At 69.1% G+C, this 13,170-nt stretch carries 10 protein-coding genes and 1 pseudogene; 4 read left to right on the plus strand and 7 right to left on the minus strand.

Annotation, left to right across the window (positions count from 1 at the left end; genetic code table 11):
• The first annotated feature begins 12 nt into the window (after window positions 1-12).
• On the plus strand, window positions 13-303 hold the full coding sequence (locus tag BHS09_RS04650; protein WP_140797276.1) for a hypothetical protein: 291 nt from the start codon (window positions 13-15) through the stop codon (window positions 301-303).
• 108 nt (window positions 304-411) lie between these two features.
• Here BHS09_RS04650 and BHS09_RS04655 read toward each other — a convergent pair whose 3' ends face one another.
• Entirely contained in the window at window positions 412-726 is a 315-nt protein-coding gene (locus tag BHS09_RS04655; protein ID WP_140787618.1) for a hypothetical protein, read from the minus strand.
• 53 nt (window positions 727-779) lie between these two features.
• Between BHS09_RS04655 and tnpA the strand changes: the two genes are divergently transcribed.
• A complete protein-coding gene (tnpA, locus tag BHS09_RS04660) occupies window positions 780-1,094 on the plus strand; it encodes an IS66 family insertion sequence element accessory protein TnpA (protein ID WP_140787622.1) in 315 nt (104 codons plus the stop codon).
• Between the two features lie 4 nt (window positions 1,095-1,098).
• Window positions 1,099-1,464, plus strand: a complete 366-nt coding sequence (tnpB, locus tag BHS09_RS04665; protein WP_140797277.1) for an IS66 family insertion sequence element accessory protein TnpB — start codon at window positions 1,099-1,101, stop codon at window positions 1,462-1,464.
• Between the two features lie 368 nt (window positions 1,465-1,832).
• On the opposite strand, the gene istB is transcribed toward tnpB, so the two are convergent.
• From istB to BHS09_RS04695, 6 genes and pseudogenes are all read right to left on the minus strand, one after another.
• Window positions 1,833-2,597, minus strand: a complete 765-nt coding sequence (istB, locus tag BHS09_RS04670; RefSeq protein ID WP_140787629.1) for an IS21-like element helper ATPase IstB — start codon at window positions 2,595-2,597, stop codon at window positions 1,833-1,835.
• Window positions 2,594-4,210: an IS21 family transposase gene (istA, locus tag BHS09_RS04675; RefSeq protein WP_140793108.1), complete on the minus strand. Its 1,617-nt coding sequence runs from the start codon at window positions 4,208-4,210 to the stop codon at window positions 2,594-2,596. The genes istB and istA overlap by 4 nt, the downstream gene beginning before the upstream one ends.
• 105 nt (window positions 4,211-4,315) lie before the next feature.
• Window positions 4,316-5,340: pseudogene (locus BHS09_RS04680) on the minus strand (IS3 family transposase); the annotation flags it as partial.
• Window positions 5,341-5,523: 183 nt separating this feature from the next.
• Window positions 5,524-6,129 (minus strand): hypothetical protein, encoded by a 606-nt coding sequence (locus BHS09_RS04685; protein WP_140787631.1) that lies wholly within the window; start codon window positions 6,127-6,129, stop codon window positions 5,524-5,526.
• A gap of 132 nt (window positions 6,130-6,261) precedes the next feature.
• A complete protein-coding gene (locus tag BHS09_RS04690; protein WP_140787633.1) occupies window positions 6,262-6,906 on the minus strand; it encodes a TetR/AcrR family transcriptional regulator in 645 nt (214 codons plus the stop codon).
• Window positions 6,907-6,924: 18 nt separating this feature from the next.
• Window positions 6,925-8,397: a metallophosphoesterase gene (locus BHS09_RS04695; RefSeq protein ID WP_140797278.1), complete on the minus strand. Its 1,473-nt coding sequence runs from the start codon at window positions 8,395-8,397 to the stop codon at window positions 6,925-6,927.
• A 311-nt stretch (window positions 8,398-8,708) separates the two neighbouring features.
• Here BHS09_RS04695 and BHS09_RS04700 point away from each other — a divergent pair, with 311 nt between their 5' ends.
• Complete coding sequence (locus tag BHS09_RS04700) at window positions 8,709-13,082, plus strand: RCC1 domain-containing protein (protein ID WP_237080190.1); 4,374 nt, start codon at window positions 8,709-8,711, stop codon at window positions 13,080-13,082.
• Window positions 13,083-13,170: the final 88 nt, after the last annotated feature.

Here is a 13,170-nt window from a genome sequence, read left to right on the forward strand (position 1 = left end):
GACTTTCCGGACATGGAGGGGCTTGTTGTTTGTGGACGGAGGGTAACTGATGCGATGGCGGTAGTAGGGGTGTCTAATTCGGAATTGCTGGAGGTCTTGGAGTTGGTGCTGTTCGGAGAAAAGGAGGCTTGGGGGGCTGCAGTTGATGGGCTGATTACGAGGACTGAGACGGCAAGGCTTCTTTTGGCGAATCTTGAGTCCTGGTTGGTAGAACGCGCGAAGATTCCCTGGGGGGAGGAGAAGGCGTGGGATCTGGAGTTGTTTGTTCCAGAGGTGGAGGTTTGCTTGTTTGGCGTTATTTGAGGTGGTTTTGGAATGGCGTGGTCGCGTGATGCCTGTGCCTGGTTGCACCTCCGCAGGATTTACTCTGCGGAGGTGGCATTCATGACCTGAGGCATCCCCTCATTTGAATCAGATGAGCCCGAAGGCTTCACGGAACACGGCGTACTCGCGTACCAATTGACCAAATCGGTCCACCAGCGGGCTCAGTCGCGCATCGCTCATGCGCGGCATGGCCATGAAGTAGTAGGCGCCCTGGGTGAAGAGCGAGTGAGTCCGCTTCTTCGCGGTGTTCACCTTCAAGTGCTTGTCGTAGCCGAGCGCCTCACCCGCCGCGCCCAGCGTATCCGTCCGGCCAAGGACGTGCTGAGAGGCGTTGAGTGAGGAGTCGGCGCCGAGGACCCTGGTGGGAATGTCAAAGCCGGTGGAGAGTATCCGTCCGGCCAAGGACGTGCTGAGAGGCGTTGAGTGAGGAGTCGGCGCCGAGGACCCTGGTGGGAATGTCAAAGCCGGTGGAGAAGCAGGAGTGGTTCCGGGTCGCCGAAGCCTTCGAGGCGAGCGGACTGACGCAAAAAGCGTTCTCCTCGCAGCGAGGCGTGCGGCTCAGCACGTTGCAGTCGTGGGTGTACCGGCGCCGACGCCAGCACGGCAGTCAGGCAGAGGTAGTGCGCCTGCTGCCGGTGGAGGTCGCGACGAGGCCCACGGCGACGGAGTCGATGCTGGAGGTGGTAACGGCGAGCGGAGCGCGGGTGCGCTTCGAGGAGGGCACCGACGTCGACTACGTGGCCCGGCTCGTCGCCGCGCTGGGGCGGTGAGGCAGTGTTTGCCCTTCCAGCCTCGGTGCGCGTGGTGCTGGCGACAGAGCCGGTGGACATGCGTAAGTCGATTGACGGCCTGATGGCACTGGTGCGCAGCGCATGGGGCGAGGACGTCTACTCGGGGCACCTCTTCGCCTTCGTCTCGCGCATGGGCGACAGAGTCAAGGTGCTGACGTGGAGTCGAGGCGGCTTCGTGCTGCTGTACAAGCGGCTGGAGACGGGCCGCTTCCGCCTACCACCGGTGGACGCGGGCGCGCAGGTGGTGCACCTGGACGCCACGCAGTTGGCGATGCTGCTGGACGGCATTGACGTGGCGCAGGTGAGGCGCCAGCCTGCCTGGACGCCTCCCGGGCGCACGGGCACCTGACGCGCCGGGCCCGGGACGCAGCGTGGCGGAGGCATGTTGAAGCTGGGTGCCTCGAGAGCTCCCTCAAGACCACTTCTGCCCCTGGCGCGAGGAGGCGGAGGAACTCAAGGCCGAGGTGAGCCGTATCGGCGGGGAGGTGGACGCACTCAAGGGGCAGTTGGCGGCCCTGCAGCGTCACGTCTTCGGCCGCAGGGCGGAGAAGTTGCCGACAGTGGCTGCCGAGCTGCGAGGGGACGCGGACTCGACGGCGGCCCGGGCCGAGGCCGCGAAGCAGAAGCGCCGGGAGAGCCTCAATGGTCACGTGAAAACCGGCCAAAGAGGGTCCCTTCAAAACCGGCCAAAGGGAGAGGACCGAGACAGGAGGACTCCTACCCCGCGGACTCGGAGGTCCGCAACTCCATGGCCCCCTTGGTGCGCCAGCTGCGGGGACCGAATTGGACGACGTGGGCATGGTGCAGCAGACGGTCGAGCATGGCGGCCACGGCGGCGTTGTCCCCCAAGAGCTTCCCCCAGTCCTCCACTGGCCGGTTGGAGGTGATGAGGGTGGAAGCCTTCTCGTAGCGGCGCATGATGAGCTCGAGCAGGTCCTCGGCGGCGGTGGCCGGCAGCTTGCGCATGCCGAGGTCATCGATGATGAGCAGAGGCGCGCCGGTGAGCGCATCGAGCTTCTGGCGTCGGGTGCCTTCGAGGCTTGCTTCGGCGAGCTCCTCGAGCAGGTGGTGCGCCTCGCGGTAGAGGACGCGATGGCCCTGGGACTGGATGACGGCGCGGCCGAGGGCCTGGGCGATGTGACTCTTGCCGGTGCCTGGAGGGCCAAGGAAGAGCGCGTCCTCGCGCCGCTCCACGAAGCCGCCGGTGGCCAGCTCGAAGACGAGGCGGCGATTCATCTTCTTGTTGAAGTCGAAGTCGAAGCCGTCGAGCGTCTTGCCCGCGTCGCGGAAGGCGCCCTGCTTGAGGCGGCGTTGGATGAAGCTGTCGCTTCTGCGAGTCAACTCGTCGTTGACGAGGGCGGAGAGGAAGTCGAGTGGAGCGAGCTTCTCGGCTTGCGCCTGGAGGATGCGGGCCTCGACGGCCTGGGCCATGCCGGACAGGCGCAAGGTGGTGAGGGCGCGGGTGATTTCGACGAGATTCATGTCTCGGTGTCTCCTGGGTGAGGGGTGGGTTGAGTCAGACGGACGATGACGTCGCGGTAGTGGGTGAGCTCGCGGATGAGCGGGTCGACCTGGCGCAGGGTGACGGGAGTGGGCGTGCGTCTTTCGAGGTAGCGGCGCACGAAGCGGTAGGTGGGGACGCCCACCTCGAGAGCCACCTCGCAGGCGTCGTCCAGGGCAGCGGCGCCGTGCTTCTTCACCAGGGACAGCACGCCCAGGATGCGGCGGGTGCCCACCTCTCCTTCTCGGCGGTGCACCTCGGCGCAAAGGGCGGCGACGCCGCGTCCGGCCCTGGCGGCGCGCTCGAGAAGTTGCACGGTGGTGCGCGGCGCGTGGGAAGGCCTGTCCTCCTCGCGTGTGCGGTGGTGGCCGCGAGGGGCCCGGGTGTGCTCCCGGAGCAGTTGCCCCGTAGCGGGCAGCAGCAGGCGGACGTGGAGGCTGTCCCACTGCACGTGCAGCTTGCGGCCGATGTGTCCCGGGGGCACCGAGTAGTACGCGCCGTCCACCTCGACGTGCCCGTCCAGGTGCACCACTCGCTCACCGTAGGCGTAGTAGCGGAAGGGCTCCACGGGCAGGGCCAGCAGCCATGGGCGCTCCTCGCCGAACATGGCGGCCACCTGGCGCTTGGTGGTGCCGTGGATTCGGGTGTCCGCCCACTTCGCCTCCCACGCGTCGAGGTAGACCTGGGCGGCCTCCAGCGACTCGAAGCGCAGGCCCTTCAGCGGCGTGCGCTGCGCGTGGCCCACCGCAGACTCCACCTTCCCCTTCCTGTCCGGGTGGCGGACTCGGGCCGGCAGGGCCGTGGCCCCGTAGTGGGCCAGCACGTCCCGGAAGAGCGGATTGAGGGCCGGCTCGTAGACGTCGGGCGAAAGCACCCCCTCACGCAGGTTGTCCAGCACCACCGTGCGCGTCACGCCTCCCAGCCGCCGGAAGGCCTCCTCGTGCAACTGCGCCCACGCGCGGCTGGAGGACTTCCAGCACAACAGCCGCACTGACTTGCGGCTGTAGCCCAGCGTCATGACGAACATGCGCGTGCGCCGGTATTTCCCCGTCTCCGGGTGGCGCACCATGGGCCCCTCCCCATAGTCCACCTGCGCTTCCTCGCCCGGCGTTGTGTGGATGACGGCCTTGGCCTCCGGGCCCTGGCTGTCGCGCAACGCCCGGACGAAGCGGCGCACGCTAATGTAGCTGCCCGTGTAGCCCTGCGTGTCGACGAGCTCCTCGTAGATGGCGCGCCCGTTGCGGCCCACCTCCAGCCGCTGCCGCACCAGCTCGACGTAGGGCGCGACGATGCTCGCCGATACGTGCCGGACTCCGGCTCGGCTGCGCGGCATGGAGTCGGTGGTCCCCTCATTGGCCGGTTTTGCTCCGGCGGCCTCGGCCTCCGGCTCACTCGCCTCGGTGGTCCCCTCATTGGCCGGTTTTGACTTGCCCCACCGGCGCGGTGGACGGATGCCCACGCCCGCGGCCTTCAGGTAGCCGCTGGCCGTCTCACGGCGCACCCCCGTCGCATCCTCGATACGTCTCAGACTCCAACCCAACCGCCCCAGGGCGATGACCTGCTGCTTCTTCTCGTCGCTCAAGACGTTGCCCATCCCCCGGGCGGACTCCACGTCCTACCCGGGCGTCAACGTCTCGGCCCTCCCCATTGGCCGGTTTTCAGGGGACCTTCATTGGCTGGTTTTGGGTGACCACTGAGGCTTCTCGTTGTAGTCGTACCGCCACGCCTCGATGAGGACGACGGCCTCCCTCCTGTTGGCAAACCACTCCGCGGACAGGCACTCGTCGCGAAAGCGGCCGTTGAAGCTCTCGTTGGTGCCGTTCTGCCAGGGCTTGCCCGGGTCGCTGTAGGCCGTCTGGATGCTGCTGACCTCCAGCCACCCTAGCAGGGCCTTGGCGATGAACTCCGGGCCGTTGTCGCTTCTGAGGTACTTCGGCGGACCGTGCACTGCCACCAGGCGCGAGAGTACCTCGATGACGCGCCTGGCACTGATGCGCCCCGCCACGTCGATGGCCAGGCATTCGCGGCTGTGCTCGTCCACGACAGTGAGACACTTGAGCTTCTGCCCGTTGGCGCATGCGTCGTGCACGAAGTCCCAGGCCCATACCGAGTTGACGCCCTCGGGCTTGGGCTGCCGCGGCCGTCCGAGCCGAAGGCGCTTTCTCGGCCTCCTTCGAGAGAGCGCCAGCCCCTCCTTCCTCCAGAGCCGATGCACCCGCTTCACGTTGACCATAGGCCCTTCGCGCCGCAGCGGCGCCCAGGCCCGCCGGTAGCCGAACCGGGGACGTGCCCGAGCGATACCTCGCAGTTTCTCCACCAGCGCCGCGTCCTTCGCCTCCTTGCGACGGACGTAGCCCAGACTGCTGCGGGCCACCTGTAACAGCGCGCACGCCCGGCGCTGCGACACGCCTCGCTCCTCGGCGTACCTCACCTGCCGGCGACGGACGGACGCGCTCACCATTTTTTTGTGGAGATTTCCTTCATGACCTCGATTTCGAGGTCCCTCTCGGCCAGCAGCTTCTTCAGCCGCGCGTTCTCCTTCTCCAACTCCTTGAGCCGCGTCGCGTCGCCTGCCTCCATGCCGCCGAACTTCTGCCGCCACCGGTAGAGCGTCTGCTCGGCGACGCCGTGCTTCCGGGCCACCTCCACCACGCTGGTCCCAGGCGCCTCCGCCTCCCTCAGGATGCGGACCATCTGCTCCTCGGTAAACCTGCTCTTCCTCACGACCGACCTACCTCCTGGCCGCGAGGACTCTCTCACTCTTCAACTGGTCCGAAAATTGGGGAGCAGACCACGCAGGCGCCTGGTCGAAACTGGTGGCCAGGCACCATTCCTCCTTCATCCCCTTTCTCTTCACACACACCACCGCCCCCACCTGTGCCCCCGCCGCGGTGACGCGTGCGCCCCTCAGCAGCTTCGCCCGGCCCCGTCCGGCCCCCATTCGGCCGCGGGCTTCGTTTCTCCTCGCGCGGAGGTGACGAGCACATCCACGCGGAAGCGCACCACGTACTCGAAGTCGAGCTGCTTCAAGGGTGCATAGAACTCCGCATTCGCGAAGCCCCGGTCCGCCAGCACCGTCACCTGCACATGGGAGGGAATCAACTCCCGCAGCCGCTGCAGCACCAGGTCCTCGGTCAGCTGCCGGTTGCCTGCGGAGGCCGATTTCACCAGCGTCGTCCACACCAGCGGCGTCGCTCTTCCATGACGCGTGACGAGGCTTGCCACCAGTGACTCCTGGTCGTCCTTCTCGAAGTCTGTCCAGTCCAGCGCGATGACGGCCTCCGTGCGCTCGGCCAGCACGAACGGCCCCCAGGCCCCGAAGGTTCTCCAGACATCCGCGCCCCCATTGGACAGCAACCGGTCCACTTGCTTCACGGCGTGCTTTGAGGTGACATCCTCGCCTCTGGCCCAGGCCTTGCCGATCGCCGCCACCGAGAGGCTGGCGGCCTGCACCGCCCCCAACGTCGCCTGGGACAGGGACAGGATGCGTTTGACGTAGCAGGTCGTCCTCACACACCTTTGTCAGGAACGGCCGCACCTGCTCTTCGTCGATGGCCACCTTGCGCGTCATGGTGGCCTGCCTCTTTTCCCAAACGCTAGTGTCGTCGCACGCTCCTGCCGAGCGACCGACTGCTGTTCAACTCGCTAAATGAGGGAAGTCCTCAGATTCATGACTCCAGTCGTGACAAGACGCCCGAACATCGCTGCTGGTAGGTCAAAGTCCATGGATGCGCGGAAGAGGTTCTGGTGCACGAGTACGCCCAGGAATCCTCCAATCAGGCTGTGGGCAGTATGGCGCGCATCCACATCCTGCCGGAACTCTCCCGTCTTCTGCCCATGGCGGATGATGTCCTCCAGCGTCGTCGCGTAGATCGCGAGCTTGTCGCGGATGGCCTCTGCCACCTGGTCATTCGAATCCGCCGCTTCAGCTGCGAGCATCGCGAAGAAGATTCCGTATTCGCGGTGCTCGCGCAGGAGCAGATGCGCCCGCTCGGAAATCGCCTGGAACTGCGCTTGCGCCGGCAGTTCGCGGTAGCCGCCGAGCAGTTGGAACTCGCGGACGCAGCGCTGGTGCAACTCTTCAATCGCAGCCAGCAGCAGGTCTTCCTTGGTGGGGAAGTGCCAGTACAGCGCTCCGGGCGTCATCCGGATGGCGCGAGATAAGTCCGCCATCGTCGTGGCGAGGAAGCCTCGCCTTGCGAAGAGGTGGATGGCCGCTTCCAGAATGTCCATGCGCGTGCGCGCGGCACGCTCTTGTTTCAGCTCACGTTGGGCGGGTTCCCTGGCCATACCCGCCGAATCTATGCATCACGCCAGGAGTGTCACCCGGACGATCTCCGGCGGCGCTCCGACGCGCAGCGGCGGACCCCAGAAGCCTGTTCCCCGGCTGACATACAGGTGCCGGTCTCCTTCGTGAAACAAACCCGCGTCGTGCTCCCAGATGGCGGAGACCGCCAGCGTGAAGGGGAAGAACTGTCCCCCATGCGTGTGTCCGGAGAGCTGCAAGCCCATTCCCTCCCGCGCCGCCACCTTCCAGTTCGACGGCTGATGCGCGAGCAGCACCGAGGCCCGCTCGGAATCCCGGCCCGTCGTCGCCGCCGCCAGGTCATAGCCTTGCGAGAACCCCATCTTGCCCGCCGACCAGTCGTCCACGCCCACCAGGTCGAATGACGCGGCCGTATCTCCAATGCGCACGTGGCGGTTGCGCAGAACATGCACATCCATTTGCTCCAGCGCCTCCGCCCAGGCAGCGTCGCTCCAGTAGTACTCGTGGTTTCCCGTGACGAAGTAGGTGCCGTGGCGTGACTTCAGCTCGGACAGCGCCGAGACCGCTGGGGCCAGCGACGCGACGTGTCCGTCCACCAGGTCGCCAGTGATGCACACCAGGTCGGGGCGCAATGCGTTGCAGCGGCGCACCAACTCGTCCATGAAGCGGCGCCGGATGACCGGGCCCACGTGGATGTCACTCAGGTGGACGATGCTGAAGCCATCCAGCGCCTTGGGCAGCCCCGGCAGCTTCACCGCCACCTCGTTCACTACCGGCGGATGGAAGGCGCTCCACATCCCGAAGCCCGTCACACCACCTGCGGCCAGCACCGCTCCGCCGGCTGTCGCCCGAGCAAGGAAGCGTCGACGCTCCACATCCACCGGGGCCGCGGACGTGGCGCCGTCGGCCCCTGTCGCCATTGCCACCGGAGCAGCTTCGGCGTGCGTCGCCGCCGCGCCGTGTCCACCTGGCGCCATGGCCTCCTGAGTCACCGACACGGACTCCGTGCCCGTCGCCGCCGCGCCGTGTCCGCTCGTCGCCAAGGCTTCCGGAGTCACTGACACGGACTCCGTGCCAGTCGCCGCCAGCGTGCCGCCAGCCTGTGCCGATCCACCCACCGCATGTGCATGGGACACCGATGCCCTCGTGCCGGCGACCTGTGCGCCACCGCGCAGCTCCACCACCGCCGGCTCGCCGCGCGAGCGCTGCATTCGTGCCGCCACCATGCGCACCGTGGCCAACACTCCGAGCGCGAGCAACAGGTAGATGGCCATGCCCATCCACGTCCACACCGCCGTGGCCACGGCGAAGGTGGAGTCCATGGGAAGGAAGCGCGTCACCGCCCACGACAGCACCAGCAGTGTGCCCAACACCGTCATGACGCCCATGCCCACGCGCCGCCATGCGCGGTGCTCCGACGTGGCCGCGAAGAGGCGCCGGTACAGGTAGACGTGGACGGCGACCGTGGCGATGCCGGTGACGAGGGCGAAGAGGATGAAGCGCGCGGTGTCCATGCAGTGCGCCATCCTGACCCGTGCGCGACGCGCTGCAATGCAATCCGGCGTGAAGAAATGTGAACACCTCGTACACGGACATCGCATCAATCCGTGTGGGGTGTTCGCAGCTGGGGCAATCGCGACCCGAACCCACGTCGCATGTGATTGCAGCATGCAGCCAAGAGAGCGCCTGAGCCATTCTCGCGATACAAGTAACAGCGTGTTGGCCGCATACACCGGCCTGCCCGAAAGCCACTGAAGGGTCGCCGCGTGTGTAACGGCGAACCGCCTGGCTGACGCGCATGCACCACCTCATCGAGGAGACCCCCATGCCCCCTGACATGATGGCGGGAACGCGCCGCCTGTTGATGTGCCTGTTGAGCGCCTTGCTGATGGCTGGCTGCGAGCCCTCGGGGGAGCTCGCCATGCCGGAGACTCCACACGCCACGCGCACCCAGCGAGTGGTCGTCACGGCTCCGCCGATGCGCATCGCCGCGGGTGCCCAGCACTCGCTGTATCTGTCGCCCGGAGGCGACGTGTGGGCCTGGGGCGGCAATGGCTCCGGCCAGCTTGGCGGGGCGGAGACGTCCCTCCTGGGACTGGCGCCGGTGCGGCTGGCGGCGCTAGAGGACATCGTGTCGGTGGTGTCCGGAGAAGCCCACTCGCTCGCACTGGGCGCGGATGGCACGGTGTGGACGTGGGGCGGCAACAGCTCCGGGCAGCTCGGTGATGGCAGCACCACCGACCGCGCGACGCCGATGCGGGTGGCCGGCCTGGACAACGTGGTGGCGGTGGCCGCCGGAGACTTCCACTCGCTGGCGCTGCGCGAGGACGGCACGGTATGGGCGTGGGGGACGAACTTCCACGGACAGCTCGGCCGGGGACACACCCAGCCGGGGCTCACGCCCGAGCGGGTTCCTGGGTTGAATGGCGTGGTCGCGCTCGCTGCGGGCTTCGACTTCACCCTGGCCGTGCTCGAGGACGGCACGGTGCGCGCGTGGGGCTCCAACGGCTCTGGCCAATTGGGTGACGGTACCTTCACCCAGCGCTTGTCTCCCGTGAAGGTCTCCCAGCTCAGCGGCATCACCGCGGTGACGGCGGGCACCTACCACGCGCTGGCGCTGGGCAAGGACGGCGGCGTGTGGGCGTGGGGCAGCAATGCCTCCGGGCAGCTCGGTGATGGCACGTGGAATGACCGCGCCGTGCCCATGCAGGTGCCGGGACTCGAGCGGGTGAAGGCCGTGGCCTCCATGGACTCGGATTCGCTGGCGCTGCTCGAAGCGGGCGCCGTGTTCGCGTGGGGTGCCAATGGCTCCGGCCAACTGGGCGATGGAGACACCACCGACCGCGCCACGCCGGGACCGGTGCCAGGGCTGAATGCGGTGGCCTCGGTGGTGGGCGGCGCGCAGCACGCGCTGGCCCTGCGAAAAGACGGCACGCTCTGGGCCTGGGGCGGAGGCCTGTCGGGCCAGCTGGGCCACGGCGGCTCCGAGCGCCACGTGGTGCCCGCGCCGGTGATGCGCCTAGCGGGCGTGACGTCGATGGCGACCGGCAGCTTCCACTCCCTGGCCGCGCTGGGGGATGGCTCCGTCTGGGCCTGGGGCCGCAACACCTCCGGACAGCTCGGTGATGGCAGCACCGCCGAGCGCCACGCCGCGGTGCGCGTGGAGGGGCTCGGCGGCGTTCGCAGCGTCGCCTCGGCCGCCCACCATTCGCTCGCCGTGGGCATGGATGGGACGGTCTGGGCCTGGGGGCGCAACGCCGCCGGACAGCTGGGGGACGGCACCACCACGGACCGCGCCCGGCCCGTCGCGGTGCCGGGCCTGACGTCGGTGACGGCGGTGGCCGCGGGCGGCAGTCACGTCCTGGCGCTGCGCAGCGACGGCAGCGTGTGGGCCTGGGGCTACAACGCGCTGGGACAGCTGGGGGACGGCACGACGGTGGACCGGTTGACGCCGGTGCGCGTGTCGGGGCTCGGTGCGGTGGTGGCGGTGGCCGCCGGTTCGTACTTCTCCATGGCCCTGCAGTCCGACGGCACGGTGTGGACGTGGGGCGAGGGCTTCGAGGGACAGCTGGGGGACGGCGGTGGCGTTCAGCGATTGAGTCCGGTGCGTGTGGAGGGACTGGCGAACGTCACCCGCGTGGCGGCGGGCTCCGCGCATGCGCTGGCCGTGCGCGGCGACGGCACGGTGTGGGCGTGGGGCGACAATGGTGAAGGGCAGCTCGGGGACGGCTCCTGGGCGGACCGCTTCCGTCCGGTGCAGGTGCCGGGGCTGCAGGGCATCACCGCCGTCAGCGGTGGCCGCTCCCACTCCATGGCGTTGCAAGGCGATGGCACGGTGCGCGCGTGGGGCTACAACGGTTACGGCCAGCTCGGAGACGGAACGCTCACCTCTCGCGTGCGGCCCGCCCTCATCCCCGGCCTGACTGGCATCCAGGCGCTCCACCCCAGCCACCTGCACGTGCTCGCGCTGCACGTGGATGGGACGTTGCGCGGGTGGGGCTACAACCGCTTCGGCCAGCTGGGCCTGGGCGCCGCGGGGTGGAGCGCCCTGCCGGTGCAGGTGCGTGGCATTGGCCGCGTGGACCGGTTGTCCGTCGGCCGCGCGCACACGCTGATGGTACGCGCCGATGGCACGGTGATGGCCTGGGGAGAGAATGGCTCGGGCCAACTGGGCGACGGCACCTCTACCCACCGCGCGGGACCGGTGTCCGTGCGCGGCGTGCCCTGTGTCCGCTCGGTCGCCAGCGGCTTGCGGCACTCGCTGGCGCTGGCGTGTGACGGCACCGTCTGGGCCTGGGGCGCGAACGGGCGGGGGCAGCTGGGGGATGGCACCGCCACCCCGCGCGTGACGCCGGGGCTGGTGGAGGGGCTTCGGGGCGTGGTGGCGCTGGCGGCGGGGGGAGACGCGTCGGTGGCGCTGCGCGCGGATGGCTCCGTGTGGAGCTGGGGCGGCAACGCCAGTGGCCAGCTGGGGGACGGCACCACTACTGACCGCGCCCTGCCGGCCCACCTCGAGCACCTCTCCAACGTGGTGGCCGTGGCCGTGGGCGAAACGCACGCCCTGGCGGTGGGCGAGGACGGCGCGTTGTGGGCCTGGGGCGCGAATGGCTCGGGCCAGTTGGGAGATGGGGGCACCGAGCCGAGCCTGACGCCGGTGCGCGTGAAGGGGCTGGAGCGTGTGGCGTCCGTGGCGGCCGGGCGCGCCTTCTCGGTGGCGGTGCGCGACGACGGCACCGCGTGGGCCTGGGGCGCGAACCCGTCCGGCCAGCTGGGCGATGGCACCAACCTCGCGCGGAGCGTGCCCAAGCAGGTGGCCTCCGTGAAGGGCATCCGCGCCATGTCCGCGGGGACCCACCACGTGGTGGCGCTGAGCGCCGACGGCACGGTGTGGACGTGGGGCGACAACACGCTGGGGCAGCTGGGGGATGGCTCGTCCTCGCCGACGTGGATGTACCCCCGGCAGGTGCCGGAGCTGCGAGGCGTGGAGGCGGTGGCCGCGGGAGAGCAGTTCACCGTGGCTGTGCTGCTGGACGGTACCGCCCGCGCCTGGGGCAGCAACGAGTACGGCCAGCTCGGTGATGGGAAGACAGGCCCGCAGCTGACGCCGATGGCGGTGAAAATCGACGGGCCGAAAATCCGCCCGCCCGTGCGTGCCGTGCGCGCCTGGGGCCAGCACGCGGTGGTGCAAATGTCGGACGGCACCGTGCAGGCGTGGGGCGACAACGCGTTCGGCCAGCTGGGAGACGGCACCACCACGCGACGCGCGGTGCCCTTGGAGGTGCGTGGATTGGCGAGCGTGGTGGCCGTGTCCTCGGGCGCCTGGCACTCGCTGGCGCTGCGCAGTGACGGCACCGTCTGGGCGTGGGGCGCCAATGGCTTCGGTCAGCTCGGGGATGGCACGTCCACTTCGCGCACCAGGCCGGTGCAGGTGGCCGGGCTGGGGGACGTGGTGGCCATTGGCTCGGGGGGCTACCACGCGCTGGCGGTGCGCTCGGATGGCTCGGTGTGGACGTGGGGCTACAACGCGTTCGGCCAGCTGGGGGACGGCACCGCGGAGTCGCGCTCCCTGCCCATCCGGGTGGAGGGGCTGGAGGGCGTGGTGGCCGTGGCGGGCGGAGACCACTACTCGCTGGCGCTGCACTCGGACGGCACCCTGTCCGCGTGGGGCAACAACGCGTCGGGCCAGTTGGGAGACGGCACCGGCACCACCCGCTACTCGCGCGTGGGGGTGAAGGGCGTGGACGGCGTGGTGGACGTGCGCGCGGGCGCGGCGCACACGGTGGCGCTGCGGGGCGACGGCACCGTGTGGACGTGGGGCGACAACGCGTTCGGTCAGCTGGGGGACGGCACCAGCGGCACGCGGATGCGCCTGGTGCCCCGGCCGGTGCCGAGCCTGTCCTCGGTGTCCGCCGTGGGCGCGGGGGCTCGCCACGCGTTCGCCGTGGGGCTCAAGGGCGCGGTGTGGACGTGGGGCCGCAACTCGCACGGCCAGCTGGGGCTGGGGGACAACGCGAACCGGACGGAGCCCCTGCGCGTGCGGGAGCTGACGGACGTCACCGTGGTGTCGGGCGGGGCGGATTTCTCCCTGGCGATGAAGCGCGACGGCACGGTGCTGAGCTGGGGCTCCAGCCTCTACGGCACGTTGGGCCTGGGCGCCGCGGGGCAGCGCTCGTCACCCGGGCAGGTGGCGCTGCCCTGAGCCGGGCATCAGGGCCTGTTCAGAGGGTGCGGCGGGCGGTCCGCATCCGCACCCGGTACTTCTTGGGCGGGCGTTTCCTGAGCCGGGC

Source organism: Myxococcus xanthus, from assembly GCF_006402735.1.
GTDB lineage: Bacteria > Myxococcota > Myxococcia > Myxococcales > Myxococcaceae > Myxococcus > Myxococcus xanthus_A.